This window comes from Pseudomonas sp. CFBP2511, assembly GCF_030209255.1.
Lineage (GTDB): Bacteria > Pseudomonadota > Gammaproteobacteria > Pseudomonadales > Pseudomonadaceae > Aquipseudomonas > Aquipseudomonas avellanae.
This window is the reverse complement of the sequence record NZ_JARVSI010000004.1, coordinates 310,512-335,789: the sequence shown is the minus strand read 5'-3', so window position 1 is coordinate 335,789 and position 25,278 is coordinate 310,512. Positions and strand designations below refer to the sequence as shown.

The 25,278-nt window shown below is 59.2% G+C and carries 22 protein-coding genes; 6 read left to right on the top strand and 16 right to left on the bottom strand.

The window, feature by feature from the left end:
• Positions 1-10: 10 nt before the first annotated feature.
• Positions 11-1,948 (bottom strand): bifunctional 5-dehydro-2-deoxygluconokinase/5-dehydro-2-deoxyphosphogluconate aldolase, encoded by a 1,938-nt coding sequence (locus QRN38_RS04355; RefSeq protein WP_007245359.1) that lies wholly within the window; start codon positions 1,946-1,948, stop codon positions 11-13.
• Between the two features lie 271 nt (positions 1,949-2,219).
• Here QRN38_RS04355 and QRN38_RS04350 point away from each other — a divergent pair, with 271 nt between their 5' ends.
• Positions 2,220-3,128: a MurR/RpiR family transcriptional regulator gene (locus QRN38_RS04350; RefSeq protein WP_005619235.1), complete on the top strand. Its 909-nt coding sequence runs from the start codon at positions 2,220-2,222 to the stop codon at positions 3,126-3,128.
• A gap of 53 nt (positions 3,129-3,181) precedes the next feature.
• On the opposite strand, the gene QRN38_RS04345 is transcribed toward QRN38_RS04350, so the two are convergent.
• The 3 genes from QRN38_RS04345 to QRN38_RS04335 are packed head-to-tail and all read right to left on the bottom strand — an operon-like array spanning position 3,182 to position 6,209.
• Positions 3,182-4,180, bottom strand: a complete 999-nt coding sequence (locus QRN38_RS04345; protein WP_007245358.1) for a lysylphosphatidylglycerol synthase domain-containing protein — start codon at positions 4,178-4,180, stop codon at positions 3,182-3,184.
• Positions 4,177-5,427, bottom strand: coding sequence for a cardiolipin synthase ClsB (gene clsB / locus QRN38_RS04340; protein ID WP_044390327.1), 1,251 nt, complete (start codon positions 5,425-5,427; stop codon positions 4,177-4,179). The genes QRN38_RS04345 and clsB overlap by 4 nt, the downstream gene beginning before the upstream one ends.
• Entirely contained in the window at positions 5,424-6,209 is a 786-nt protein-coding gene (locus QRN38_RS04335) for an endonuclease/exonuclease/phosphatase family protein (protein WP_010204659.1), read from the bottom strand. Before QRN38_RS04335 ends, clsB begins: the two co-directional genes overlap by 4 nt.
• Positions 6,210-6,431: 222 nt before the next feature.
• Here QRN38_RS04335 and QRN38_RS04330 point away from each other — a divergent pair, with 222 nt between their 5' ends.
• On the top strand, positions 6,432-6,971 hold the full coding sequence (locus QRN38_RS04330) for a cytochrome b (RefSeq protein ID WP_024666107.1): 540 nt from the start codon (positions 6,432-6,434) through the stop codon (positions 6,969-6,971).
• 1 nt (position 6,972) lies between these two features.
• Here the strand turns inward: QRN38_RS04330 and QRN38_RS04325 are convergent, their stop codons facing one another.
• The 3 genes from QRN38_RS04325 to psrA form a co-directional block, all read right to left on the bottom strand.
• A complete protein-coding gene (locus tag QRN38_RS04325) occupies positions 6,973-7,713 on the bottom strand; it encodes an S-methyl-5'-thioinosine phosphorylase (protein WP_005765040.1) in 741 nt (246 codons plus the stop codon).
• Positions 7,714-7,722: 9 nt separating this feature from the next.
• The gene (gene nagZ / locus QRN38_RS04320) at positions 7,723-8,733 is read right to left on the bottom strand and encodes a beta-N-acetylhexosaminidase (protein WP_011104591.1); all 1,011 of its coding nucleotides are present in this window, start codon (positions 8,731-8,733) and stop codon (positions 7,723-7,725) included.
• A gap of 123 nt (positions 8,734-8,856) precedes the next feature.
• Positions 8,857-9,573 (bottom strand): transcriptional regulator PsrA, encoded by a 717-nt coding sequence (psrA, locus tag QRN38_RS04315; protein WP_007245354.1) that lies wholly within the window; start codon positions 9,571-9,573, stop codon positions 8,857-8,859.
• Positions 9,574-9,829: 256 nt separating this feature from the next.
• Between psrA and lexA the strand changes: the two genes are divergently transcribed.
• Positions 9,830-10,438, top strand: a complete 609-nt coding sequence (lexA, locus tag QRN38_RS04310; protein WP_002554100.1) for a transcriptional repressor LexA — start codon at positions 9,830-9,832, stop codon at positions 10,436-10,438.
• Positions 10,439-10,447: 9 nt separating this feature from the next.
• The gene (gene sulA, locus QRN38_RS04305; protein ID WP_007245353.1) at positions 10,448-10,918 is read left to right on the top strand and encodes an SOS-induced cell division inhibitor SulA; all 471 of its coding nucleotides are present in this window, start codon (positions 10,448-10,450) and stop codon (positions 10,916-10,918) included.
• Between the two features lie 54 nt (positions 10,919-10,972).
• Here the strand turns inward: sulA and QRN38_RS04300 are convergent, their stop codons facing one another.
• The 7 genes from QRN38_RS04300 to QRN38_RS04270 form a co-directional block, all read right to left on the bottom strand.
• Positions 10,973-11,206, bottom strand: coding sequence for a hypothetical protein (locus tag QRN38_RS04300; protein WP_003315798.1), 234 nt, complete (start codon positions 11,204-11,206; stop codon positions 10,973-10,975).
• Positions 11,207-11,270: 64 nt separating this feature from the next.
• Positions 11,271-11,792 carry a DUF6586 family protein gene (locus QRN38_RS04295; protein WP_007245351.1) on the bottom strand — a complete coding sequence of 174 codons (522 nt, stop codon included), beginning with the start codon at positions 11,790-11,792 and terminating at the stop codon, positions 11,271-11,273.
• A gap of 122 nt (positions 11,793-11,914) precedes the next feature.
• Positions 11,915-14,524 (bottom strand): type I DNA topoisomerase, encoded by a 2,610-nt coding sequence (gene topA / locus QRN38_RS04290; RefSeq protein WP_005765057.1) that lies wholly within the window; start codon positions 14,522-14,524, stop codon positions 11,915-11,917.
• 113 nt (positions 14,525-14,637) lie between these two features.
• The gene (locus tag QRN38_RS04285) at positions 14,638-14,874 is read right to left on the bottom strand and encodes a DUF1653 domain-containing protein (RefSeq protein ID WP_003380890.1); all 237 of its coding nucleotides are present in this window, start codon (positions 14,872-14,874) and stop codon (positions 14,638-14,640) included.
• A 104-nt stretch (positions 14,875-14,978) separates the two neighbouring features.
• Positions 14,979-16,154: an acetyl-CoA C-acyltransferase FadA gene (gene fadA, locus QRN38_RS04280; RefSeq protein WP_057416213.1), complete on the bottom strand. Its 1,176-nt coding sequence runs from the start codon at positions 16,152-16,154 to the stop codon at positions 14,979-14,981.
• Positions 16,155-16,158: 4 nt separating this feature from the next.
• Complete coding sequence (gene fadB, locus QRN38_RS04275; RefSeq protein WP_010216792.1) at positions 16,159-18,324, bottom strand: fatty acid oxidation complex subunit alpha FadB; 2,166 nt, start codon at positions 18,322-18,324, stop codon at positions 16,159-16,161.
• Between the two features lie 953 nt (positions 18,325-19,277).
• Positions 19,278-19,715, bottom strand: coding sequence for a hypothetical protein (locus QRN38_RS04270; RefSeq protein WP_057418933.1), 438 nt, complete (start codon positions 19,713-19,715; stop codon positions 19,278-19,280).
• A 130-nt stretch (positions 19,716-19,845) separates the two neighbouring features.
• Between QRN38_RS04270 and QRN38_RS04265 the strand changes: the two genes are divergently transcribed.
• Positions 19,846-20,307: a universal stress protein gene (locus QRN38_RS04265; RefSeq protein WP_003378068.1), complete on the top strand. Its 462-nt coding sequence runs from the start codon at positions 19,846-19,848 to the stop codon at positions 20,305-20,307.
• A gap of 68 nt (positions 20,308-20,375) precedes the next feature.
• On the opposite strand, the gene QRN38_RS04260 is transcribed toward QRN38_RS04265, so the two are convergent.
• Positions 20,376-22,286: an ATP-binding cassette domain-containing protein gene (locus QRN38_RS04260; RefSeq protein WP_007245346.1), complete on the bottom strand. Its 1,911-nt coding sequence runs from the start codon at positions 22,284-22,286 to the stop codon at positions 20,376-20,378.
• A 204-nt stretch (positions 22,287-22,490) separates the two neighbouring features.
• Here QRN38_RS04260 and QRN38_RS04255 point away from each other — a divergent pair, with 204 nt between their 5' ends.
• Complete coding sequence (locus tag QRN38_RS04255) at positions 22,491-24,419, top strand: transglycosylase SLT domain-containing protein (RefSeq protein ID WP_007245344.1); 1,929 nt, start codon at positions 22,491-22,493, stop codon at positions 24,417-24,419.
• Between the two features lie 47 nt (positions 24,420-24,466).
• Here the strand turns inward: QRN38_RS04255 and QRN38_RS04250 are convergent, their stop codons facing one another.
• Positions 24,467-25,276, bottom strand: coding sequence for an MOSC domain-containing protein (locus QRN38_RS04250; RefSeq protein WP_057418932.1), 810 nt, complete (start codon positions 25,274-25,276; stop codon positions 24,467-24,469).
• Positions 25,277-25,278: the final 2 nt, after the last annotated feature.

The window sequence follows — 25,278 nt, the reverse complement described above, 5'->3', positions numbered from 1 at the left end:
TCACTGCCATTCAGGCGCGGCTTTCGCGCCACGACTCGATCAACCCGCTGAACGTGCTCTGCACCTGGCTGACCAGCGTCGCATCGTCGATCTCGCCGGCCATCCAGGCCCGGCTTGGCTCTCGGAAGATCGTCCGGCCGACCGCAAAACCCTTGCACACACGGCTGTTGCGCGCCTGTGCAAAACCGGCAGCGAGTTCTTCGACCGGCGCATTGAGCCCGAGCAGCACCACACCACGACAGTAAGGATCGCGCTGCTGAATCAGCTCGTCCAGTTGTTGCCAGACCTCTGTACTTTGCGCCTCGATTTTCCACCAGGCCGGATAAATACCCAGGTTGTACAGGCGCTTCAAGGCACGCAGCATGACGTCCGGATGAGCCGATGGATGATCCTTGGGCGGGATGATCTCCAGCAGCAACTCGTGACCGCTGACTTTCGAGGCGTCATACAGCGCCTTGATTTGCGCCTCCTGCTCCAGACGCAGCATCGGTTCGTCGTCTGGGTGATATTGCACCAGACACTTGACGATCTGCTCTTGCGGCCAGTTGATCAGATTGCTGCCAATGGAGCGCCCATGCTCGAACGCCAAAGGCCTTGAACCTTGCACCTCCACGGGACGCGCAAGCCACCAGCCGCGACCGGTGGCCGTGTTGAGCGAATCCTGACCGAAACGCTGATCTGCCAACAGACCCACATCAGCCTCGATGCCGCGTTGGTGCAGGTCCGCCTCGACACGCTCGACCGCTTGTACAAACAACTGTTTGAGCTGGCTGATGCTGTTGAGATCGCGTCCGGCCTGCTGGGCCAGTTCGACCAGTTGCCCGCGATGATCGAAGGCGAAGATGAACAGTTGTTTCCATTGTTTGCGCGGTACGCTGACCTGATGCAGGCGCTGCAATATCACGTCCTGATCCGGCCGGGTGATCGGCTCCGGGCTGTTGAACAGGTAGTCGAGTTCGGCAGGCGTCGGCATGGCCGGCGCGCAGGCATGGCGCGACACCACCAGCCCGCCACAGGCATTGGCCAACTGGCAGCAACGTTCGTCGCTGGCCTCCGTGAGCCAGCCGCTGAGGAAACCGGACATGAACGCATCACCGGCGCCCAGCACGTTGAGCACCTCGACCCGCACGCCGGGGTAGATCGCTCCGTCTTCCAGGCGCGCCGGGATGGCACCATGAATCACCGTGCAGCCTTGCGGCCCGAGCTTGACCACCAGCGTTGCGGCGGTCAGTTCACGCACGGTGCGTAGTGCGCCGAGCAAATCGGTCGAGCCACCGGCAATCAGGAATTCTTCTTCAGTGCCGACGATAAGGTCGAAACGCGGCAGAATGCGCTGCACATGCTGGCTGACCTTCTGGTCGGCAACGAACCGCGTTTCGCCATCCGCCTTTCCGGCCAGGCCCCAAAGCACCGGCCGATAGTCGATATCCAGCACCCGTTTGACGTTGTGCTTTTCGGCATAATCCAGCGCCTGGCTGCTGGCCTTGAACACCTGGTCCGTCGAGAAATGCGTACCGGTGATCAGCAGCGCCTTACTGGATGCGATGTGCTGTTCGTCGATGTCTTCGGCGCGCAGGGCCATGTCTGCGCAGTTTTCGCGGTAGAACACCAACGGGAATGTTTCGCGATCCTTCAGGCCCAGCAGCACCATGGCGGTCAGGCGTTCGGGATCGCGCTTGACGGCGCTGACGTCACAGCCTTCGCGAGCCAGCGACTCGAGCAGAAAACGCCCCATGTGGTCGTCGCCCACCCGGCTGAGCATCGCCGACCTGAGACCCAGCCTGGCGGTGCCGAAGGCGATATTGGCCGATGAGCCACCGAGGTATTTGGCGAAACTGGAAACGTCTTCAAGTCGTGCGCCGACCTGCTGCGCATAGAGATCGACGCCCAGGCGTCCGAGGCAAATCAGATCCAACTGACGCCCAGTGGCAAAGCGTGTCTGGCCCATGGTGGCTCCTGTTATTTTTATCAGCCTGCAGCGCGTGCATCAGGTGCACAAGCTGCCTTTGTGAATGCAGCCTAAAACGTCGCGAAGCATCAATCAATATTTATTCTATAATTATTTTTAGTGGAATATTTTTTCTATAGAATCGCTCAAGTGCTGGCACTCTGCGCAGACAGGTAGGATATAGTTGGTGCTCCTGCCAAAAGCAGCTCCCTCATCAGGGGCGCGACTGCCACCCAGTGCTCCGCAAAGAACAAGCAGAAAGGATTTGAATATGACCAGCGCCGACCCGCCTACTCTGCCCGAGACCAGCGTCGACGTGCCACCGACCAGTGCCGAAGGGCTGCTGAAGCTGATCACCAACGAGTACGACGGCCTGCCTCGCCAGCTCAAGCGTATTGCCAGTTACATGAGCCAGCAGAGCGACCGCATCATGGTCGACCGGATCAGTGATATCGCGCGCGAGTGCGAGGTTCATCCGTCCGCCATCGTGCGCTTTTCCCAGCGGTTCGGGTTCAGCGGTTTCAGCGAGATGCAGACCCTGTTTCGCGAGGCTTACACGCACAAGACCACGCCGGTGCAGAATTACCAGCAGCGCATCCGCAGCATGATCGTCAACAAGTCGCAGAAAGCCAGCGCTGGCGATCTGGCACGCGAGTGCGTGAACGCCACTCTGTCCGGGCTGGAACGCCTGAGTGCCGATCTGGACGATGAGGAATTCGAGAAGGCTGTGGATCTGGTGGTCAATGCCGACAACATCTACGTGGTGGGCGTACGACGCTCGTTCGCTGTGGCGGATTATCTGGTGTACAACCTGCAACACACCAACAAGCGCATCCACCTGATTTCAGGTTTGGGCGGCAGTTACCGCGAACAGATGCGCAGCGTACGCGCCAACGATCTGGTGATTGCCATCAGCTTCACGCCCTACGGCAAGGAAACCCAGCACTGTCTGCGCATTGCCCAGCATCATCAGGCCAAAACCCTGATCATCACCGACAGCAACCTGTCGCCACTGGCCAAACGCGCCAACTCGGTGTTGCTGGTCAACGAAGGCAGCTCGTTCGCCTTCCGCTCGCTGAGCGCGACACTGTGCCTGTGTCAGGCGCTGTTCATCGCAGTGGCGTATCGCCTGGAACTGAAGGTTGACGAGATACATGAGCAGGTCGGGTTTGATGATTGAGGACGCTGCCCCGGTCGCTTCCACAGGCGGCCATACCTTGTGGAATTGATCACTCAGGAATTCGCCTCCTGCCCCATCCGCCGCTGGTTCTTCTCGCCCATTTTTTTCGCACGTTTTTCCAGCACCAGATACACCACCAAGGCAATCATCAGCGGCAGCAGGAAGTAGATAGCCCGGTAGCCAATCAGCGCGGCGAGCAGGCTGCCTTTTGAAAACTGATGCGAGAGCAAGGTGATGAAGACTGTTTCAAGCACACCAAGCCCGGCCGGGATGTGGGTGATGACGCCGGCTATGCTACTGATCAGCAAAACCCCCAGAATCGCCGGATAAAACGCCTTGTCAGGCAGCAGGGTGTAAATCACCGCGGCCATCAGCGCCCAGTTCAATGCGCCCAGGCTGGCCTGCATCAGCGCCTGTTTCATCGAAGGCAGGTTGAATTCCTGATCACGAATCGTCCATGAGCGTTTTTTGGAGAATCGACAGGCCAGCAGGTAGGAAAAACACACCGCCAACAATCCAAAACCAATCAATTGCAGGGTCGTGGTGCCAATCGACCACTCTTCGGGCAGTTCCAGAAAACGCATCGAAAACACAAACCCGGCCAGCAGCATATAGCCCAGCCAGTTGGTAATCAGGCTCAGGCTCAGGATCCGGGTGATGGTCGACACCTCCAGCCCCAGCCGTGAGTAGAGTCGATAACGCAAGGCGATGCCGCCAACCCACGAACTGAGGTTGAGGTTGAATGCATAGCAGACGAACGTGACCGGCACGATCTGCTTGATCGACAACTTATGACGCGTGTAATAACGCGCCAGGATGTCAAACCCGCAATAGGTCGCATAGCTGGCGAATGCAACCACCACAGCGATGGCCAGCGTGCTGGCCTTATACGACGCCAACGCCTTCTTGACCTCTTGCCAGTCCAGATTCTTGACCAGCATAAACAGCAGGACCGGCACGGCGATGAAGAAAAACGCAGTGAAGGCCCGCTTCGCCCACTTCCATTTGGCGCTATGCGCACTTTGCGGCGCTGCGCTCGCGGCCTGAGTCATAAGGTTTTCTCCTGGTCCAGCGGATGATTGTTCTGCTGCTGCTCGATCACTTTGGCTTCAGGCACCACATCGCCGGCACGCAAGGGCTTGAGCCGCACGCCGTGAACCGGGAACAGACCGGCAATCGCCGGAAAACGGCGCAGAAAAAAGAAGCTCAAGACGATCATCGGCGCCCGCCACCATTGACCGCGTGCCGCGCCCTTCAGGCTCATCTGTGTGCTGTGCGCAGCGGCAAGCTCCATCAAGTGGCCTTGCAGGTGCTGATTCAGCGCCTTGTCACGAATGAACAGATTGGCTTCCAGATTAAGTGCAAGGCTGAGCGGGTCGAGGTTGCTGGAGCCGACCGTGGACCATTCCTGATCGATCAGCGCCACCTTGCCGTGCAGTGCGCGCTGCTTGTACTCATGGATGACCACGCCGTCGCGCAGCAAGTAGGTGTAGGTCAGACGCGAACAGACCCGCACGAACGGCATGTCCGGCTGGCCCTGCAGAATCAGCGTGACCTTCACGCCGCGCCGTGATGCGTTACGCAGTTCGCGCAGAAAACGGTAGCTGGGGAAGAAATAGGCATTGGCCAGGGTAATGCGTTGCGTCGCACCACGAATCGCCTCGAGGTATTGCTCTTCGATATCGGTGGTGTGTTCGCCATTGTCACGTTCGGCCAGCAGCATCTGCGCGTCACCGGCACGGTCCAGCTTGAGCGGCGTGGGCGTCAGTTTGGCGCGCACTGCCTTGCTGAGCATGTTCATCGCGCTCTGATGGATACGGCCAACGATCGGGCCGCGTACCAGAACGGCGTAGTCCTGTTTGGCGGTCAGGCCGGTGTCGGTCATGTGATCGACGCTGTAATTGATGCCGCCGATAAAGCCCAGCTCGCCGTCGATCACCACCACCTTGCGGTGCAGGCGACGGAACAGGTTGGTGCGCATGCCCATGAAACGCGGGCGCGGGTCGAACAACTGAATCTGGATGCCGGCGTCAATCATGGTTCTGACAAAGGTAGAACTCAAATCCGAAGTGCCGTAGTCATCCACCGTGACCACCACGTTCGCGCCATTGGCGGCCGCCTGCAGCAGCGCCTGCTGCAGGCCCTCGCCGATCCGGTCTTCAAAGATGATGAAGGTTTCGATCAGCACTTCTTTGCGGGCGGCGCGTATGCACTCGAATACTCGGGTGAAAAAATCTTCGCCATTGATCAGCAGCTCGACCGAGTTGCCATCGCACCACGGCGTTTTGGTATTGTTCATAGGGTCACCTCCACCGCCAGCGGCGCATGATCGGATAGATGGGACCACGGTCGACTGGACAATACTTTCGGCCTGTGGGAAGTCGCGTTGCGCACATAAATCCGGTCCAGCCGGAGCAGCGGCCAGCGGGCCGGAAAACTTTTCGCCGGAGCGCCGAAGCGCTGTACAAACACCTCGTGCAGCCCGGTGCCCTGCAACAACGCATCGGCACGCTGGCGCCAGTCATTGAAATCACCTGCCACAATGACCGGCGCACCTTCAGGCAGGCGGTCCATGAGCTGGGCAAGCAGTTTCAGCTGTTGGCGCCGATGGCTTTCAAACAACCCCAGGTGCACGCAGACCGCATGCACCTGGCCATGATCAGGCACTTGCAGAATGCAGTGCAGCAAACCGCGCTGCTCGGTGCCATCAATGGAAACGTCGAGGTTTTCATGCTGGATGATGGGGTACTTGGAGAGCAGCGCATTACCGTGATCGCCGTCCGGGTACACCGCGTTGCGGCCGTAGGCAAAGTCGCTCCACATGCTGTCGGCGAGAAACTCGTACTGCGAAATCGTCGGCCAGTCCTTGACCCTGCGGGCATGGCTATGGTGTTCACCGTGCACTTCCTGAAGAAATACGATATCGGCCGATACACTGCGTACGGCCTCACGCAACTCTGGAAGAATGAAGCGGCGATTGAAAATGCCAAAGCCCATGTGCATGTTCATGGTCAGTACATTCAATGAAACACTGGCCGATACCGGCGTTACCGGGCCGACAGGCGGGATGGCACTGGTCAAGACGCGCTCCTGGGTGAATATTCACGTCATATGAAGCCACCCGTGAGCACAGGTTCCGTCCTGTGTTGCCCGTGCTGCGTATTTGCCATATGTGATGGGCCGCAATTCAATGCAGCAAGTTCGACGCCTGAAAAAAATCAGACTCAGATGAAACGCATAACCTCGACCCACTGCCTAAGCTGTTTAACGAGCCTGTGAAAAAAAGCGACAAGGAATTCAACCGTGGATGCACCGACCTCTCAACGCTACACCGCGAAGGCCAGATGGCTGCACTGGATCATGGCCACACTGATTGTGCTGGCATACACCCTGATTCTGAGCCGCACCCAGTTCGGCAAAGGCTCCGAGTACCGCACGCTGGTGGTACAGAGTCACTTCTGGGTGGGCATTGTGGTGCTGGTGCTGGCGTTTTTTCGCGTTGCCGAACGGCGCCGTCAGCGCCCGCCCGGCATAACGCCGCCGCTCGAAGGGGTGTTGCGCGCAGCCGCGACCCTGTCGCACTACGCGCTGTATGCGTTCCTGTTCACTCAGCCGTTACTGGGCCTGCTGACGGTGATGGTGGAAAAAGGCGCCCTGCCTATCCCGCTCACCGACCTGCAAATACCCTGGCCCTTGCCGACCTCGGACCACACGGCCGAGTATTTCGAAGACCTGCACAAGCTGCTGGGCAAAATCTTCTACTACGTCATCGGCCTGCATGTCGTCGCCGCGCTTTGGCACCACATCGTGCGCAAGGACAACACCCTCAAGCGCATGCTGTAAGTCAGGAGGCCGACAGCACCCGGGCAAGGGTCGCCTTGACCTTGCCCATGCCGTCGCGCAACGCCTGCTCGATCTCGGCCATGGTAATCACAGCGGTCGACTTGCCCGCTGCCGGGTTGACCACCAGCGCCAGACAGGCGTACTCCAGCTCCAGTTCACGCGCCAGCGCAGCCTCGGGCATGCCGGTCATGCCGACGATGTCGCAGCCATCGCGCTCAAGACGGATGATTTCCGCAACTGTCTCCAGACGCGGCCCCTGGGTGCAAGCGTAGACGCCGCGATCGCTGAACGCACAACCCTCAGCCGCCAACGCCGCAACCAGTCGCACCCGCAGTGCTTCGCTGTAGGGATAGCTGAAGTCGATATGGGTGACTTCTTCCAGATCGTCGGCAAAAAACGTGTGCTGGCGGCCGCTGGTGTAGTCGACCAGGTCATGCGGTACGCAAAAGTGCCCGGTGCCCATCGCCGGATGGATACCGCCCACCGCGTTGACCGCCAGAATCGCCTCCGCACCTGCCTGCTTCAAGGCCCATATGTTGGCCCGGTAGTTGACCTGATGCGGCGGCAGGCGATGCGGATGGCCATGACGCGCCAGAAACATGACTTCGCGACCGGCATAGTCGCCGATCTGGATTTCACCGGATGGCGCGCCATAAGGCGTGTTCATCGGCAAGGACTGCCGAATGTTCAGGCCTTCCAGTTGGGTCAGGCCAGTACCGCCGATAATCGCGTAAACAGTCATCGCAAATCCTTAATCAATCAGTTGAGCCGTGCGTAGCGCCTGAAGCGCGGCCTGCCAGCGCGGGTGTTGCCGATAATCGGTACTGGCAGACGCCTGACCCCGCATGCGGGCGATGCGCGGCGAAGGCTTGACCTTCAAGCGCTGAGCCGCAATTAGTGCCAGCTCTGCGGCTGCACGGTCGTTGCACACCAGCCCCATGTCGCAGCCCGCAGTCAGCGCCGCTTCGATGCGGCTGGCCGCATCACCCACCACGTGGGCGCCGGCCATCGACAGGTCGTCACTGAAAATAACACCGTCGAATTTCAGTTCGTCGCGCAGGATGTCCTGCAACCAGCGCCTTGAAAAACCGGCGGGCTGCGAATCGACTTTCGGGTAGATGACATGCGCCGGCATGACTGCCGCCAGTTGCTGACTCAGGCGCGCAAAGGGCACCAGGTCGTTGGCGCGAATCTGCTCCAGGCTGCGCTCGTCATTCGGAATGGCCACATGAGAGTCGGCTTCCGCCCAGCCGTGGCCGGGAAAATGCTTGCCGGTCGCGGCCATGCCTGCTGCGTTCATGCCACGAATGAAAGCACCCGCCAGCAACGCTGCACGCTCCGGATCGCCCTCGAACGCGCGCGTGCCTACCACCGCGCTGCGCTGATAGTCCAGATCCAGAACCGGGGCAAAACTGAGGTCCAGCCCGACCGCCAGCACTTCGGTGGCCATCAGCCAGCCGCAATGTTCGGCCAGCAGCAGCGCCTCAGGCTTGTCAGCGATGGCGCGCATCGGCGGCAGCCGCACGAACCCCTGACGCAGGCGCTGAACCCGCCCGCCCTCCTGGTCCACTGCCAGCAGGAGGTCCGGGCGAACGGCGCGAATCGCTGCGCTCAGCTCACGAACCTGACGCGGATGCTCGATGTTGCGGGCAAAGATGATCAAGCCGCCCACTTCGGGCTGACGCAGAAACTGACGGTCTTCGCTGGTCAGCCAGGTACCGGCGACATCGACCATCAGGGAGCCTTGCAGGCCAGAACTCATAGAAAAACCCTTACACACCAGTGCCAATTTCCAATCCGGGCATGGTGCTTGATCCTGAGGCCTGACGCAATGCGACGGGGCAGTGCAATATTCAGGCTAAAGGCGTCACTCGGGTTTGAAGCGTCAGGCTTTGGCGACCGCAGGTGTGCTGGTGCCGCTCTTGGTACGCGGCCTGAGCTGGGCAGCAATCATTGCGGGGTCGCTGACACCCGTATCGGCGCGCATGCCGGCGGCCAGAAACGGCACCATCAGACGCATAACCTGCTCGATGGAGGTGTTAACGCCGAAATCGGTCTCGGCAATGGCACGCAACGCCTTGATGCCCGACATGCTGAATGCAGCGGCCCCCAGCATGAAGTGCACGCGCCAGAACAGCTCGATGGGCGGGATACGCGGAGCCGCTTCATTGACCAGCGTCATGTAGCGGCGGAACACCTTGCCGTACATGTCTTCAAGGTAGCGGCGCAAATGGCCTTGGCTCTGGCTGAAGGCAAGACCGAGCAGACGCATGAAAATCGACAGGTCATTACCGCTGCGCGGCTGCACGACGAGCGCTTGTTCAACGAGGATTTCCAGCAGCTCTTCAAGGCTGGGCTTGTGCTCGGGTTTACCCTGGCGGCGCTCCAGCTCACGCTCGAGGCTGATGCAGAACGGCCCGAGGAAACGCGAAAATACCGCCTGAATAAGCGCTTTCTTCGAGCCGAAGTGATAGTTCACCGCAGCCAGATTGACCGAGGCCTTGCTGGTGATAAGACGCAAGGATGTTTCAGCGAAACCTTTCTCTGCGAACAACTGCTCGGCAGCATCAAGAATGCGTTCAACGGTTTCCGACTGGGCCATGGCTCTCTGCCTAACAAACGAACGTTTGAAACATACGTATCAGGCGCACTGCTTGTCAAGCGAGGCGTTCACTTTGTGGCCGGACAGTCACGAAACCCGCTTTCAGATGATCGATCAACCCCCTTATACAAGCTACCTGACAAAGGTTTCAAACCCGATCGACAACCGCTCGGCGGCGATAATGAAATGGATGATTGCCAATACGCTTTCACTGTATATAATCCCAGTCACTGTATAAAAAGCCAGAGCGCCCATCATGATCAAACTGACGCCACGCCAGGCTGAAATCCTGGGCTTCATCAAACGCTGCCTGGAAGACAACGGCTTCCCGCCTACCCGTGCGGAAATCGCTCAGGAACTGGGTTTCAAATCACCCAACGCAGCGGAAGAGCACCTGAAGGCATTGGCCCGTAAAGGCGCCATCGAGATGACGCCCGGCGCTTCACGCGGCATCCGTATCCCCGGCTTCGAGGCACGCCCCGACGAAAGCAGCCTGCCGGTCATTGGCCGCGTTGCAGCCGGCGCACCGATTCTGGCTCAGCAACATATCGAAGAGTCCTGCAACATCAACCCTTCCTTCTTCCACCCTAGCGCCAACTACCTGTTGCGCGTTCACGGCATGAGCATGAAGGACGTCGGCATTCTTGATGGCGACCTGCTGGCCGTGCATACCACCCGCGAGGCCCGCAACGGCCAGATCGTGGTGGCCCGGATAGGCGACGAAGTCACCGTCAAACGTTTCAAACGTGAAGGCAGCAAGGTCTGGCTGCTGGCCGAAAACCCTGATTTCGCCCCTATTGAGGTCGATCTCAAGGATCAGGAACTGGTGATCGAAGGTTTGAGCGTCGGCGTCATTCGCCGCTAAGGAGACGTTATGCAGTTCCACCAAGCACCGCATTCGCAATTGCCACTGTTCGAGGCGTTTCTGGCTCAGCCTATCGCCCCGCTGCTGACAGATGCAGTCGAAACACCCTGGGCCAACGAGCCGGACGTTTTCAGTGAACTGTCTTTGCGCGGCGGCGCCTGGAACTGCCTCAACCTGCTGGCTCCCATCCTGCGGGAACTCAGCGAAGAGACCGACGCTCGCTGGCTGACGCTGATCGCGCCCCCTTCCAGCCTGACCCAAGCCTGGCTGCGCGAGGCGGGGCTGAATCGTGAGCGAATCCTGCTGCTGCAGCCACGCGGCACGCAAAGTGTGCTGGAGCTGACGCGCGAAGCGCTTCGACTAGGTCGTAGTCATACGGTAGTGAGCTGGATCAATCCACTTGGCACATCGGCGCGCCAGCAACTGATCAGTGCTGCAAGAATCGGTGAAGCACAGAGCCTTAACATCCGGCTGGGCTGAAACGCCCGGTCAATGACATTGCCCGGTCGATGCTGCCGGGACAGTATTCAGCACTCAGTGCAGAACGTGAGGGACGTCATCCTTTTCGATCTCGCCTTCAGCCAGACGACCGGCCATCTGCACGCCAACACTCAACATGGCTTTGGCGACTTCAACGTGCTGGCCTTGCATGAACGCCTTGGCATCCGCAGAGAAATCGAGCGTAACCAGAGAACCTTCGTCATCGGCACGACGCAGCTCGATACGCCCGTCAGGCAGTTCGACAATTTCCAGAAAAGAGGTAGGCATTGGTACAGTTACTCCGCAATAGGCGGGCATTGTAACAGCCTGCCAGCCTGCACTTCATTGGTTTTCAGCACTCGCTCAGGCCTTCTCGAAAACGAATCGCCAGCCCTTTCAGGTGCTGACGCCAGCTTTCAAGCTCTTCACGTGTCAAATCAGACTCCGTCTCGGCGTCCAGGTTCACAGCCAGTATCATCGGCTGTGTGACATCACCCTTGAGCTTTTTCGGCGCACGCGGCGGCTCGTACAACGCGTTATAGGCGCCAAGCAATTGCGCGAGCCACGTCTGGCGATTATGGGCAAGCTCGACCAGTTCGGCCATTTCAGGAATCGCGATGGCATCCAGCACTTCCCGGGTCAGCAATTCTTCCGCACGGCGCGTACCGGCCTGTGGCAAACGGTAGAACCCTGCGATTTCATGACACAAGCCCAGCAGCGCCCCGTACAGATGAAACAGCGCAGACTCACGCTCAGCCTGCAACAGCGCCGGGGAATTTACTGCCTGCCCCTTCTCTGCCCTGCCCAGCGCCTCAAGCGCGAGCCCTGCGAAGTAGATTTTCTGGTTGGTACGGGTATAGAGCTCATGAGCCATGACGAAACTCTCCATAACAATGGGACAAGACCAGCATAACCTGTAACACCGAGACAACCTGATGGCACAGGCTCGAGCGTATTGAAAACGGTGTCCGGCTCGCGCGAGCCGGACACATGCGATCAACGCTTGTCTTCAACCTTCCAGGCACTGCCATCGTAGAACGCGCGCCAGCCGGTAGGCTTGCCTTCCACTTCGGTCTGCACATACTGCTCTTTGGTCTTGCGGCTGTAACGGATCACCGTCGGACGACCGTCCGGGTCCTTCTTCGGCGCTTCGCAGAGGAAGTGGTACTTCGGATCGATCTCGTCCTTGTGCGGCGCGATCTCGGCGACCAGCGGTGCGCGGGTTTCACGGTTTTTCGGGAACTGGCTGGCAGCCAGGAACAGACCCGAAGCGCCGTCACGCAGGATGTAGGTGTCGTCAACCTTGTCGCACTTGAGCTCCGGCATCTTCACCGGGTCCATTTTCGGCGGTGCTGCATCGCCACTTTTCAGCAGCTTGCGAGTGTTCTTGCACTCGGCGTTGGTGCAACCGAAGAACTTGCCGAAACGACCGGTCTTGAGCTGCATCTCGCTGCCGCACTTGTCACACTCCAGGCTCGGGCCTTCGTAGCCCTTGATCCGGTAAGTACCCTCTTCAATCTCGTAACCTGTGCAATCCGGGTTGTTACCGCAGATGTGCAGCTTGTGCTTCTCGTCCAGCAGGTAGGCGTCCATCGCCGTACTGCAGATCGGGCAGCGATGCTTGCCGCGCAGAACACGCGATTCGGACTCGTCATCATCATCGGCAATTTCATCACCGGGGGTCAGATTGACAGTCGCCTTGCAGCGTTCCTTGGGCGGCAGGCTGTAGCCGGAGCAACCGAGAAACACGCCCGTCGAGGCGGTACGGATCTGCATCGGACGAGCGCACACCTTGCACGGAATATCGGTCATCACCGGCTGATTGGCACGCATGCCGCTGTCCGGGGCTTCGGCCACTTCCAGCTTCTTGCGGAAATCACCGTAGAACTCGTCCAGCACGTTCTTCCAGTCGCGCTGCCCCTTGGCCACGTCGTCGAGATTTTCTTCCATCCCGGCGGTAAAACCGTAGTCCATCAAGTTGGCAAAGCTCTCGGACAGACGCCCGGTAACGATATCGCCCATTTTTTCCGAGTAGAAGCGGCGGTTATGCAGCGCCACGTAGCCACGGTCCTGAATGGTCGAAATGATCGCTGCGTAGGTCGACGGGCGACCGATACCGCGTTTTTCCATTTCCTTGACCAGGCTCGCTTCGGAGTAACGCGCCGGCGGCTTGGTGAAGTGCTGGCTGGGGTCCAGCGTGTTCAGCTTCAGAACTTCGCCCTGCGCCATGTCTGGCAGCACGTCGTCATCGCCTGGCTTGGCCATTTGCGGCAACGCACGGGTATAACCGTCGAACTTCAGGATGCGGCCTTTGGCACGCAGTTCGAAATCGCCGGCTGCAACCGTGACGGTGGTCGACAGGTACTGCGCAGGAAGCATCTGGCAGGCCACGAACTGGCGCCAGATCAGCTCGTAGAGGCGCTCTGCATCACGTTCCATGCCGGTCAGCTTCGAAGGATGGGTGTTGACGTCGGACGGACGAATCGCTTCGTGAGCCTCTTGTGCGCCTTCCTTGCTGCTGTAGACATTCGCCGCTTCCGGCAGGTACTTCTTGCCGAACTCGGTTTCGATGTAGTCGCGCGCCATGCTGACGGCATCGGCCGACAGGTTGGTGGAGTCGGTACGCATGTAAGTGATGTAGCCCGCCTCGTACAGGCGCTGAGCCATCATCATGGTTTTCTTCACGCCGAAACCCAGGCGATTGCTCGCAGCCTGTTGCAGAGTCGAGGTGATGAACGGTGCCGACGGCTTGCTGCTGGTCGGCTTGTCTTCACGCTTGACAATGCTATAGCTGGACGCCTTGAGCTTTTCAAGTGCGGCCATCGCCTGCTTTTCGTTCAACGGCTTGAACGCTTCGCCTTTTTCACGCGCTACATCAAAGCGCACGTTCGCGCCTTTGGCGGTGCCGAGATCAGCGTGGATTTCCCAGTATTCTTCGGGGTTGAAAGCACGGATTTCACGTTCGCGCTCAACCACCAGCTTCACGGCAACCGACTGCACACGCCCTGCGGACAGGCCACGAGCAACCTTCTGCCACAGCAGCGGCGAGACCATATAGCCCACAACGCGGTCAAGGAAACGACGCGCCTGCTGGGCATTGACTCGTGCGATGTCCAGCTCACCCGGCCTGGAAAACGCTTCCTGGATGGCCTTCTTGGTGATTTCGTTGAACACCACGCGCTTGTAACGACTGTCATCCCCACCGATGGCTTCGCGCAGGTGCCAGGCAATGGCTTCCCCTTCGCGGTCCAAGTCCGTCGCGAGATAGATGGTGTCGGCATCCTTGGCGAGCTTGCGCAGCTCTTCGATAACCTTCTCCTTGCCGGGAAGGATCTCGTATTTGGCTTTCCAGCCGTGTTCCGGGTCGACACCCATGCGCGAGACCAACTGGCGCTGAGCCTTTTCCTTGGGCGTCAGTACCGGGCCTTCGCCCGCAGCGGCCTTGCCGCGCTTGGCAGCAGGGTCTTTGGCAGCACTAGCCGAACCGCTGGTGGGCAGGTCTCGGATATGGCCGATACTCGACTTCACCACGTACTGGTTGCCCAAATACTTGTTGATGGTCTTGGCCTTAGCCGGGGATTCCACGATGACCAGCGATTTGCCCATGGATCAGAAAATTCCTGAATACTAGATGAAAGACAGTGAGGAGCTTGTAAAGGCCACGCTATATATAGTGGCTACAAGGTGAGGTCAAGCACAGCCTGTTGTGCCACTCCGTCTCACGTTCGGGAAAACAGGCTGGGTTCAGCCTCAACCAGAGCAAAGCGCGGGACGTGCTCGCCGTCAACCTCGACCGACTCCAGAAACATGCTCAAGGGACGCACCCACATGCCGAAATCGCCGTACAGAGCCTGATAGAACACGACTTCTTCTTCGGTTTCGGAATGCCTGGCAACACTGAAAACCCGGTACTGAGGGCCTTTGTAATGGCGATAGAGCCCTGGTTGCAATTGCATGCTGCGGTCCTCTTGTAACACGTTCAAAACATTTGGTTAAAAAACCATTTTTCAAAAAAACGAAAGCCGGGGCACCAAGCCCCGGCTCGCATCACACTCGGCAATCAGACGCGTTCGAAAACGGTCGCGATGCCCTGACCCAGACCGATACACATGGTAGACACGCCAAAGGTGCCGCCATTCTGCTTCATGACATTGAGCAAGGTGCCGGAGATGCGCGCACCGGAACACCCAAATGGATGGCCCAGAGCGATGGCGCCGCCGTGCAGGTTAACCTTCTCGTTCATCTTGTCGAGTACTTTCAAATCTTTCAGCACCGGCAAGGCCTGTGCAGCGAACGCTTCGTTGAGCTCGAAGAAGTCGATATCGCTGATACTCAGGCCAGCGCGCTTGAGCGCTTTTTGCGTCGCCGGAACCGGACCATAGCCCATGATCGCAGGGTCTACACCGGCCACGGCCATTGAGCGAATCACCGCCAGAGGCTGGATGCCGAGGTCCTGGGCGCGCTGGGCTGACATGACGATCATGCACGACGCGCCATCAGTGATCTGCGAAGAAGTACCCGCCGTCACGGTGCCGCCTTTTGGATTGAACGCCGGCTTCAAGGCCGCCAGGCTTTCCAGGGTGGTGTCCGGACGAATGGTTTCATCATAGTCGAAGACCCTGAGAAAGCCGTTCTCGTCATAACCCTGCATCGGGATGATCTCGTCCTTGAACTTGCCTTCCAGCGTGGCCTTGTGAGCCAACTGATGGGAACGCAAACCGAATGCATCCTGCTGCTCGCGAGTAATGCCATGCATCTTGCCGAGCATTTCAGCGGTCAGGCCCATCATCCCGGACGCCTTGGCGGCGTGCAGGGACATGTGCGGGTTGGGGTCCACGCCGTGCATCATGCTGACGTGGCCCATGTGCTCCACGCCACCGATGACAAACACGTCGCCATTGTTGGTCATGATCGCCTGCGCAGCGGTGTGCAGCGCGCTCATGGACGAACCACACAGACGGCTCACGGTCTGCGCGGCGCAAGTGTGCGGGATCTGGGTCAGCAACGACGCCATGCGCGCGATGTTCCAGCCCTGCTCCAGGGTCTGGTTGACGCAGCCCCAGATCACGTCTTCGACTTCGGCCGGATCGACCTTGTTGTTGCGCTCGAGCAGTTTGCTGATCAGGTGCGCCGACATATCTTCAGCACGGGTATTGCGGTGCATACCGCCCTTGGAGCGGCCCATCGGGGTGCGACCGAAGTCGACAATCACGACGTCTCTTGGATTAAGGCTCATACGTTCATACCTCGGAAGACGCTTGACCGAAGAAGCTCTGGCCATTGGCGGCCATCTCACGCAGCTTTGCGGTCGGTTGATACAGGGCACCCAGCTCGGCATATCGATCGGCCAGGGCAACGAATTCGGCAACACCGATGGAATCGATGTAGCGCAGCGCACCGCCACGGAATGGAGGGAAACCAATACCGTAGATCAGGCCCATGTCAGCTTCGGCAGCCGTTTCGACGATGCCGTCTTCCAGGCAGCGAACGGTTTCCAGGCACAGCGGGATCATCATCCAGTTGATGATGTCTTCATCGCTGACTTCACGCTGCTCGTAGACAATCGGCTTGAGCACGTCCAGCACCGCCGGATCGTTGACCTTCTTGGGCTTGCCCTTCTTGTCGGTCTCGTAGACATAGAAGCCCTTGCCGTTCTTCTGGCCCAGACGATTGGCTTCATACAACGCGTCAACGGCAGAACGACGGTCGTCTTTCATGCGGTCGGGGAAGCCTTCAGCCATCACGTCACGGCCGTGGTGGCCGGTGTCGATGCCGACAACGTCCATCAGGTACGCAGGGCCCATCGGCCAGCCGAATTTCTCCATGACCTTGTCGATGCGCACGAAATCCACGCCCGCGCTGACCAGTCTGGCGAAACCGCCGAAGTACGGGAACAGCACGCGATTGACCAGAAAGCCCGGGCAGTCGTTGACCACAATCGGGTTCTTGCCCATTTTCTTGGCATAGGCAACGGTGGTGGCGACAGCCTCTTCGCTGGACTTCTCGCCACGGATCACTTCCACCAGCGGCATCATGTGCACCGGATTGAAGAAGTGCATGCCGACGAAGTTTTCCGGGCGCTTGAGCGCTTGCGCCAACAGGCTGATGGAAATGGTCGAGGTGTTGGAAGCCAGAATGGTGTTTTCACCGACGTTGGCTTCGACTTCAGCGAGTACGGCCTGTTTGACCTTGGGGTTTTCGACAACCGCTTCAACCACCAGGTCGACATTGCCGAAATCGCCGTAGGACAGCGTAGGACGAATCGCGTTTAGCGCTTCTGCCATCTTCGCAGCGGTCAGACGGCCTTTTTCAAGGCGACCGCCCAGCAGCTTGGAGGCTTCGTTCAGGCCCAGTTGAATGGCTTCTTCGCGGATGTCCTTCATCAGGATCGGCGTGCCCTTGACCGCAGACTGATAGGCAATACCGCCGCCCATGATCCCGGCCCCCAGCACGGCGGCCTGTTTCACGTCGCGAGCCACTTCGTCGTAGCCCTTGGCTTTCTTTTTCAGCTCCTGATCATTCAGGAACAGGCCGATCAGGCTCTGCGCGGCCGAAGTCTTGGCCATTTTCACGAAACCGGCGGCTTCGATTTCCAGTGCCTTGTCACGGCCAAAGCTGGCGGCTTTCTGGATGGTCTTGATGGCTTCGACGGGCGCCGGGTAATTCGGCCCGGCTTGACCTGCGACAAAACCCTTGGCGGTCTCGAATGCCATCATCTGCTCGATGGCGTTCAGTTTGAGCTTGTCCAGCTTTGGTTGACGCTTGGCCTTGTAATCGAACTCGCCGGAAATAGCGCGCTGGATAAGGTCAAGCGCTGCGGCCTGAAGCTTCTCGGGAGCCACTATTGCATCGACAACACCGACTTTAAGCGCGTCTTCTGCGGAGTTTTCCTTGCCCGATGCGATCCATTCGATAGCATTGTCGGCGCCGATGATGCGCGGCAGGCGCACGGTACCGCCGAAACCTGGATACAGGCCCAGCTTGACTTCCGGCAGGCCGACACGGGCGCTGCTGGAGATGACTCGATAGTCTGCGGCCAGGCACATTTCCAGACCACCGCCCAGCGCAATGCCGTTGATGGCGACAACGGTGGGCACGCCCAGGTCTTCGAAATCGCTGAAAATCCTGTTGGCTTCCAGATTGCCCGCAACCAGTTCGGCTTCCGGCAACTTGAAGTTGTCGACGAACTCGGTGATGTCGGCACCGACGATGAACACGTCCTTGCCGCTGGTGACGATCACGCCCTTGACCGATGCGTCGGCCTTGACGGCGTCGACCGCCTGACGCAACTCGTTGAGGGTGAGGCGGTTGAACTTGTTGACGGACTCACCCTTGAGGTCGAAATTCAATTCGACGATGCCACTTTCAAGAGCCTTAACCGTGATGGCTTTACCTTCGTAAATCATCAACTGATCTCCACAATATGGAAGCTGAACAATACCCGCCGGGCATTGATGCCCGACGAGGCTACGACGTCGCCGTCGATAAACATGCCAAATCCCACGTATACCCGACGCGACATGGTAGTCAGGATTCTGTCAGAGCCGTCTGAAGACCAAACGCTCATTTCATACGCCCGTTTGATTTGGGTATGCACACCATCAGTCAAAACCGGAAGATTGTCAATTCGACAAAACACTCATGAAAACTGCCGGTTTGGCGAAATATTCAAGCAGCCCATAATGCCCACGACCGATTGCCATCCTCCATCATTCGCCAGAGTGATAGTGCAGAGCTTTGCCTGGGTTCTGACTTCATGACGCCGAACTTTAACTATCGTGCCGACGCCCCGAAACAGTTTGTGACGCGCTGCGTTGCACAGCGGTTCTGCGATGTCAGTGGCGTCGTCAGTGACATCGCGATAAAAAAGACCTTTAACCATCCACTATCGTGCGACGCTCCGCGTCGCATGCCGTTCTGGACGCTCTGCGTCCGATCTTGAATGTGCGGCGCAGATCTGTGACGTGAAGCGTCACACAACGGTTCTGCGATGTCAGTGCCATCGTGATAAAAAAGCGCTTTGGTTTATGTGCAGTGATTGCGGGGAAGGCATGACGTTGTGCTGCACCACTGTGAACACCCCGATTTTCAGAAAATGCAGACCAAAACGCACCACCCGAGAGCATAAACAAAAATAGTTGCAGAAATAGCGACAAAAAGGAGCAAAAGGTCTAGAGTCGCAGGACTGCGCCACAAGAGGCTCGCAATGCAGCTGATTTGCGGGTGCGCAACAGCGAAGGCCGACATGGCAGAGAAAGCCTGTCGGCACGCGACGAATTATCGGCCTGCCTGGCCAACCCCGGCCCGATGCTGTTATCGGGCTTTTTATTGCCTGCGATTTGATACCTGCGAGCCAGTCTCAGGCCAATGCCTTGAGCACGGCGTCCATACGCTGTAAAACTTGCGGCTCACCCCGCTCGGCCCAGTACAACGCAATCATCTGGTTGTCAGCCTCGGCTTTGTACACGTCTGCGGGCAACGTAGTCAGGTGGCTCAATAGCTGAGCATCCTCGCAGGCCTCGCGCCAGCGGTTGCGCCAGACGCCCGGTTCGCTTTGCCAGTACACCCAGGCGTCTGTCCTGGCAGCACGGCGCGGTCGATGGTATTGGGCACAAGGGCTTGGCGGCTCTTTCGCCAACCAGTGTGGCCACTCTTGCGGCGTCAGTTGCATGCCCATGCCCATGCGCCTTGCCTCCATGCGCAACGCCATTCTGCCGCTCTGATGGCGCGATGGACGCAGCCAGACAAGCGGGCTCAACATCACACCAATGATTGACAGAACGATCCAGACCGTCATATTTCTTGCCTCCGCCCGATTACAGGCTGTTCACAACAATTTTGAAAACAATGGCTTGCACAAGGGTCTGCCCAGATGCGAACGAAAGAGCCATACTCCCAGCATCGCAATTCTCCCGGAGGACACCCTCATGCCATACGAACACATTCTGGTTGCCATTGACCTCACCGATGAGTGTGATCCGGTCATCCGCCGCGCCAGCCTGCTGGCCAAAGCCAGCGGCACAAAGTTGTCGATCGTGCACATCGTCGAACCTATGGCGATGGCTTTCGGCGGCGATGTACCCATGGACCTCTCGCAATTGCAGCAACAGCAATTCGACCAGGCCAAGGAAAAACTCAAGCAGGTACAGGACAAATACAAAGACCTGGACGTCAAGTGGGGCGAAAGCCACTTGGTCTACGGTCAGCCACGCCAGGAAATCCATCAGTTGGCGAAGAATCAGGCATGCGACCTGATCGTCGTCGGCAGCCATGGTCGCCACGGCCTGGCCTTGCTGCTCGGCTCCACTGCCAATGACGTTCTGCACGGTGCGCCTTGCGATGTGCTGGCAGTGAGCCTGAAAAAAGCGGATGCCCGCAAGCCGGAGTGATCTGAACCGGCTATAGCAAAAAGCCCGGTCACCCGGGCTTTTCTGCATGGCACGAACAGGTCAGACGATCACTCGTCCAGTTCGGCCCAACGCTCCAGCAGCTTGTCCAGATCGGCCTGCAGGTTTTCCAGCTGAGCAAGAACCGCCGCGGTCTGCTCTGCCGAACGCTGGTAGAAACCCGGCTCGGCCATCTCGGCGTTGAGGACGGCCATCTTGCCCTCCACTTCGTCGATCTGCGCCGGCAACGCTTCCAGCTCACGCTGAAGCTTGTAGCTGAGTTTCTTTTTCGCGACCGGCATGTCCTGAGCCGCCACAGGTGCAGCCTGCACCACCGCACTGGCCAGTTCGGCCTTGCCCGACTTGGTGTCGGCAACGCCCAGCAGACGCGGCGAACCGCCCTGACGCAGCCAGTCCTGATAACCCCCCACGTACTCGCGCACCTTGCCCTCGCCTTCGAACACCAGCGTGCTGGTGACGACGTTGTCGAGGAATGCCCGGTCGTGACTGACCATCAGCACGGTGCCCTTGAAGGTCAACAGCACTTCTTCGAGCAGCTCGAGGGTTTCAACGTCGAGGTCGTTGGTCGGTTCGTCGAGTACCAGCAGGTTGGCCGGCTTGCTGAACAGCTTGGCCAGCAACAGACGCGCACGCTCGCCACCAGACAGCGCCTTGACTGGCGTGCGGGCACGCTGCGGACTGAACAGGAAATCGCCGAGGTAGCTCAGGACGTGACGGCTCTGACCATCGATGTCGATGAAGTCACGGCCTTCGGCGACGTTGTCGATCACGGTCTTTTCCAGATCGAGCTGGTGACGCAACTGGTCGAAATACGCCACGTCCAGACGCGTACCCACTTCAACCTTGCCACCGGTAGGCTGCAGGTTGTCGAGCATCAGCTTGAGCAGTGTGGTCTTGCCGGTACCGTTCGCACCCAGCAGGCCGATACGGTCTTCGCGCTGCAGGACCATGGAGAAGTCCTTGATCAGCATCGGGCCGCCCGGATGGGCAAAGCTGACGTTGTCGAGGATCATGACCTGTTTGCCGGATTTCTCGGCGGTGTCCAGCTGGATGTTGGCCTTGCCGGTACGCTCGCGGCGTTCGCTGCGCTCTACACGCAGCTCCTTGAGGGCGCGCACGCGGCCTTCGTTACGGGTACGGCGGGCCTTGATACCCTGGCGGATCCAGACCTCCTCCTGAGCCAGACGCTTGTCGAAGAGCGCGTTGGCGGTCTCTTCGGCTGCCAGCGCAGCTTCCTTGTGAACCAGGAAGCTGGCGTAGTCGCCGTTCCAGTCGATCAGGCCGCCGCGATCCAGTTCCAGAATGCGCGTAGCGAGGTTTTGCAGGAATGCCCGGTCGTGCGTGATGAACAGCACCGCCCCCTGGAATTCCTTGAGGGCTTCTTCAAGCCAGGCAATGGCACCGATGTCCAGGTGGTTGGTCGGTTCGTCGAGCAGCAACAGGTCTGGCTCGGAAACCAGCGCCTGGGCCAGCAGGACGCGACGACGCCAGCCACCTGACAGCTCGGCCAGCGTCTTGTCGGCAGGCAACTGCAGACGGCTCAGGGTGCTGTCGACCAGTTGCTGCAAACGCCAGCCGTCACGTGCTTCGAGGTCCTGCTGAACATGCATCAGCTTGTTCAGGTCTTCCTCGGTGACGCAGTTCTGCGCCAGGTGGTGATATTCAGCCAGCAAGGCACCGACGCCATCCAGACCTTCGGCCACCACGTCGAACACTGTCCGTCCGTCGGCTACCGGCAATTCCTGGGGCAATTCGCCGATCTTGAGGCCTGGCGCACGCCAGACAGCGCCGTCATCGGGCTTCTGAACGCCTTTCACCAGCTTCAACATGCTGGACTTGCCTGTGCCGTTACGGCCAATGATGCACACCCGCTCACCACGGGCGATCTGCCAGGACACCTTGTCCAATAACGGCATGGCGCCGAAAGCAAGGGACACATCGCTGAATTTGAGCAGGGTCATGAGCTTCTCCAAAAACCGGGCGCGCATTCTACCTGAGATAACAGGCGGATGTCGGGATTCATGGCACCCTTGATGACATCCATCGGTCCTTTATAACCGGCAATTATTGCTACATGAGTCAAGCTTGTCGGCAATGCTTTCACCAGACGCTGGCAAAAGGCTAAGCTAGCGATACTTTTCACGACTCATCTGCTCGGAAGTCTCATGCGCAGTCGTTTGTTCAGCTTTTTATCGTGCCTGCTCCTCTCCACCACCGCCGTCCAGACTGCTCATGCGGTAGACCTCAACCAACAACGCAAGTATTACGACGAAGCGAAACGTGCGCTGGCCAAGGGCGATTCAGGCCCCTATCAGATGTACAGCACGGCGCTGGCCGACTATCCGCTGGAGCCTTACCTCGAATACGACGAGTTGACCGCTCGCCTGAAAACTGCCAGCAATGCGGAAATCGAGAAGTTTCTTGCCGAGCATGGCGACCTGCCGCAGGCCAACTGGATGAAGCTGCGCTGGTTGCGCTGGCTGGCAGACCGTGGCGACTGGCAGCCCTTCGTCAAGTATTACGACCCGAAGATGAATTTCGTCGAACTGGACTGCCTGTACGGGCAGTACCAGTTGAACAACAACCAGCGCGCCGAAGGTTACGCCAGCGCCGAAAAGCTCTGGATGACCGGCAAAACGTTACCAGCAGCCTGTGACGGCTTTTTCGCCCAGTGGGCAGCCGCCGGCCAGCTGACCGAACAGAAGCGCTGGCAGCGGGCCAAACTGGCGGCTCAGGCGCGCAACTACAGCCTGGCCAACACGCTGGTCAACAGCCTCAACTCCCTGGCACCGCAAGGACGTCTGCTGCTGGCTGTCGCGCAGAAGCCGGACATGGTCAGCAACCCGGGGCAATTTGCGCCGGTCGATGAGGCCATGTCCGACGTGGTCGGCCTTGGCCTGCGCCGCCTGGCCAAGGACGATCCGCAAAAAGCCCTGTCGATGCTCGACGGTTACTCGGCGACCATGCACTTTTCCCGTGAAGAGCAGGTAGAAATCGCCAAGCAAATCGGCCTGACCCTGGCACGTCGCTACGACGACCGTGCGCTTGAGGTCATGACCAAATATGATCCAGAACTGCGCGACAACACCGTGACTGAGTGGCGCTTGCGTCTGCTGTTGCGCCTCGGGCGCTGGGAAGAGGCCTACGAACTGGCGCGCCGCCTGCCCAAGGACCTCGCTGCAACCAATCGCTGGCGCTATTGGGAAGCGCGCTCCCTGGAACTGGCCCAACCCAACAGCCCGTTGATTGCCTCGCTGTACAAGGACGTCGCCAAAGAGCGTGACTTCTACGGTTTTCTGGCGGCAGACCGCACCCAGAGCCCTTATCAACTCAACAACAAACCGCTGGTGCTCAGCCAGGCGCTGATCAACAAGGTGCGCAACACGCCAGGTGTGCGTCGCGCGCTGGAGTTTCATGATCGCGGCGAAATCGTCGACGGGCGTCGCGAGTGGTATCACGTCAGCCGCCTGTTCAGCCGTGATGAAATGGTGGCCCAGGCCAAACTGGCTTACGACCTGAAGTGGTATTTCCCGGCCATCCGCACGATCAGTCAGGCGCAGTACTGGGATGACCTGGACATTCGCTTCCCGATGGCGCACCGCGACACGCTGGTGCGCGAAGCCAAGGTCCGTGGCCTGCACTCAAGCTGGGTGTTCGCCATCACCCGTCAGGAGAGCGCGTTCATGGACGACGCTCGCTCGGGCGTCGGTGCCAGCGGCCTGATGCAACTGATGCCTGCCACCGCCAAGGAAACAGCCCGCAAGTTCAGCATTCCGCTGTCTTCCCCGCAGCAGGTGCTGGACCCGGACACCAACATTCAGCTCGGCGCTGCCTACCTGAGCTCGGTGCACGCCCAGTTCAACGGCAATCGCGTGCTCGCCTCCGCTGCCTACAACGCAGGCCCCGGGCGCGTGCGTCAATGGCTCAGGGGTGCCAACCATCTGGCCTTCGACGTCTGGGTTGAAAGCATCCCGTTCGACGAAACCCGCCAGTACGTGCAAAACGTGTTGTCTTATTCGGTGATCTACGGCCAGAAGCTCAATTCGCCACAGCCGCTGGTGGACTGGCACGAACGTTTCTTCGACGATCTGTAAGCCGTCGACAAGGGTGCCGCGCAGAGCACCCTTGCCGCCGGACGCTGCTATTCGAGCACGTGCACCGGCATGCCCACTTCCAGCTCGCCCGGCCCGTCATTGACCATGTTCTGGCCAAACAGCACATTGCCTTCCACTTCCCGATAAGTCTTGAGCGTGGCGAACGGTTCGCGGTCTGGACTGCGTTCGCCGGTGGCCGGGTCGATGGTGGTCAGGATGCAGCGCGCACAGGGCTTGAGCAGGCGGAATTCGATAGCGCCGATGCGGATGCGCTTCCAGCCATCCTCGGCAAAGGCCTCGGCACCTTCGATCACCAGATTGGGCCTGAAGCGCAGCATGTCCATCGGTCGGCCAAGACGCGCCGAAAGGTCATCCAGCGAACCCTGGCCGATGAGCAGCAACGGGAAGCCATCGGCAAAATTCACCCGGTCATCGATTGATCCATAGCCGCTGGGCATCCACCGCGCACGCTCGACAGGCAGGTACACCATGCGTGTAGGTTTGCCGATAAACCTGCTGACCCACTCGGCCGCCGCATCGCCGGCGTCCGGCACTCGCAGCGAGTCGCTCCAGATGGTCACACCGCGCAGATTGGCGTCGGTGTCCAGCGGTTCTACGACATCCAGAGGCTCGAAACCAGGTGCAGAAAGGGTTACACCACCATCGGCATTCCACAGCACCGACAGCCGCGACATGTGCGGCAGCGCCCTCTGGGTGAAAAACCGCCCGTTGCTTTCGTCGACCAGCATCCAGCGTCGATCCCCCGCCAACCCCAACCGGTCAAACGATGCGCGCTGCAACGTCTCAGCCTTGCAGGATTTGAGGGGGAAACGATAGAGCGAGCTGAGACGTAACATGA

Bases quoted from the DNA above. Each gene is read 5' to 3' on its own strand.
- QRN38_RS04260 (WP_007245346.1), bottom strand. From the start codon at position 22,286: ATGACCCTGCTCAAATTCAGCGATGTGTCCCTTGCTTTCGGCGCCATG.
- QRN38_RS04325 (WP_005765040.1), bottom strand. From the start codon at position 7,713: ATGACTGTTTACGCGATTATCGGCGGTACTGGCCTGACCCAACTGGAA.
- QRN38_RS04265 (WP_003378068.1), top strand. From the start codon at position 19,846: ATGCCATACGAACACATTCTGGTTGCCATTGACCTCACCGATGAGTGT.
- lexA (WP_002554100.1), top strand. From the start codon at position 9,830: ATGATCAAACTGACGCCACGCCAGGCTGAAATCCTGGGCTTCATCAAA.
- fadA (WP_057416213.1), bottom strand. From the start codon at position 16,154: ATGAGCCTTAATCCAAGAGACGTCGTGATTGTCGACTTCGGTCGCACC.
- QRN38_RS04255 (WP_007245344.1), top strand. From the start codon at position 22,491: ATGCGCAGTCGTTTGTTCAGCTTTTTATCGTGCCTGCTCCTCTCCACC.
- sulA (WP_007245353.1), top strand. From the start codon at position 10,448: ATGCAGTTCCACCAAGCACCGCATTCGCAATTGCCACTGTTCGAGGCG.
- QRN38_RS04350 (WP_005619235.1), top strand. From the start codon at position 2,220: ATGACCAGCGCCGACCCGCCTACTCTGCCCGAGACCAGCGTCGACGTG.
- QRN38_RS04345 (WP_007245358.1), bottom strand. From the start codon at position 4,180: ATGACTCAGGCCGCGAGCGCAGCGCCGCAAAGTGCGCATAGCGCCAAA.
- fadB (WP_010216792.1), bottom strand. From the start codon at position 18,324: ATGATTTACGAAGGTAAAGCCATCACGGTTAAGGCTCTTGAAAGTGGC.
- QRN38_RS04285 (WP_003380890.1), bottom strand. From the start codon at position 14,874: ATGCAATTGCAACCAGGGCTCTATCGCCATTACAAAGGCCCTCAGTAC.
- QRN38_RS04295 (WP_007245351.1), bottom strand. From the start codon at position 11,792: ATGGCTCATGAGCTCTATACCCGTACCAACCAGAAAATCTACTTCGCA.
- psrA (WP_007245354.1), bottom strand. From the start codon at position 9,573: ATGGCCCAGTCGGAAACCGTTGAACGCATTCTTGATGCTGCCGAGCAG.
- QRN38_RS04250 (WP_057418932.1), bottom strand. From the start codon at position 25,276: ATGTTACGTCTCAGCTCGCTCTATCGTTTCCCCCTCAAATCCTGCAAG.
- topA (WP_005765057.1), bottom strand. From the start codon at position 14,524: ATGGGCAAATCGCTGGTCATCGTGGAATCCCCGGCTAAGGCCAAGACC.
- nagZ (WP_011104591.1), bottom strand. From the start codon at position 8,733: ATGAGTTCTGGCCTGCAAGGCTCCCTGATGGTCGATGTCGCCGGTACC.
- clsB (WP_044390327.1), bottom strand. From the start codon at position 5,427: ATGAACAATACCAAAACGCCGTGGTGCGATGGCAACTCGGTCGAGCTG.
- QRN38_RS04300 (WP_003315798.1), bottom strand. From the start codon at position 11,206: ATGCCTACCTCTTTTCTGGAAATTGTCGAACTGCCTGACGGGCGTATC.
- QRN38_RS04270 (WP_057418933.1), bottom strand. From the start codon at position 19,715: ATGACGGTCTGGATCGTTCTGTCAATCATTGGTGTGATGTTGAGCCCG.
- QRN38_RS04355 (WP_007245359.1), bottom strand. From the start codon at position 1,948: ATGGGCCAGACACGCTTTGCCACTGGGCGTCAGTTGGATCTGATTTGC.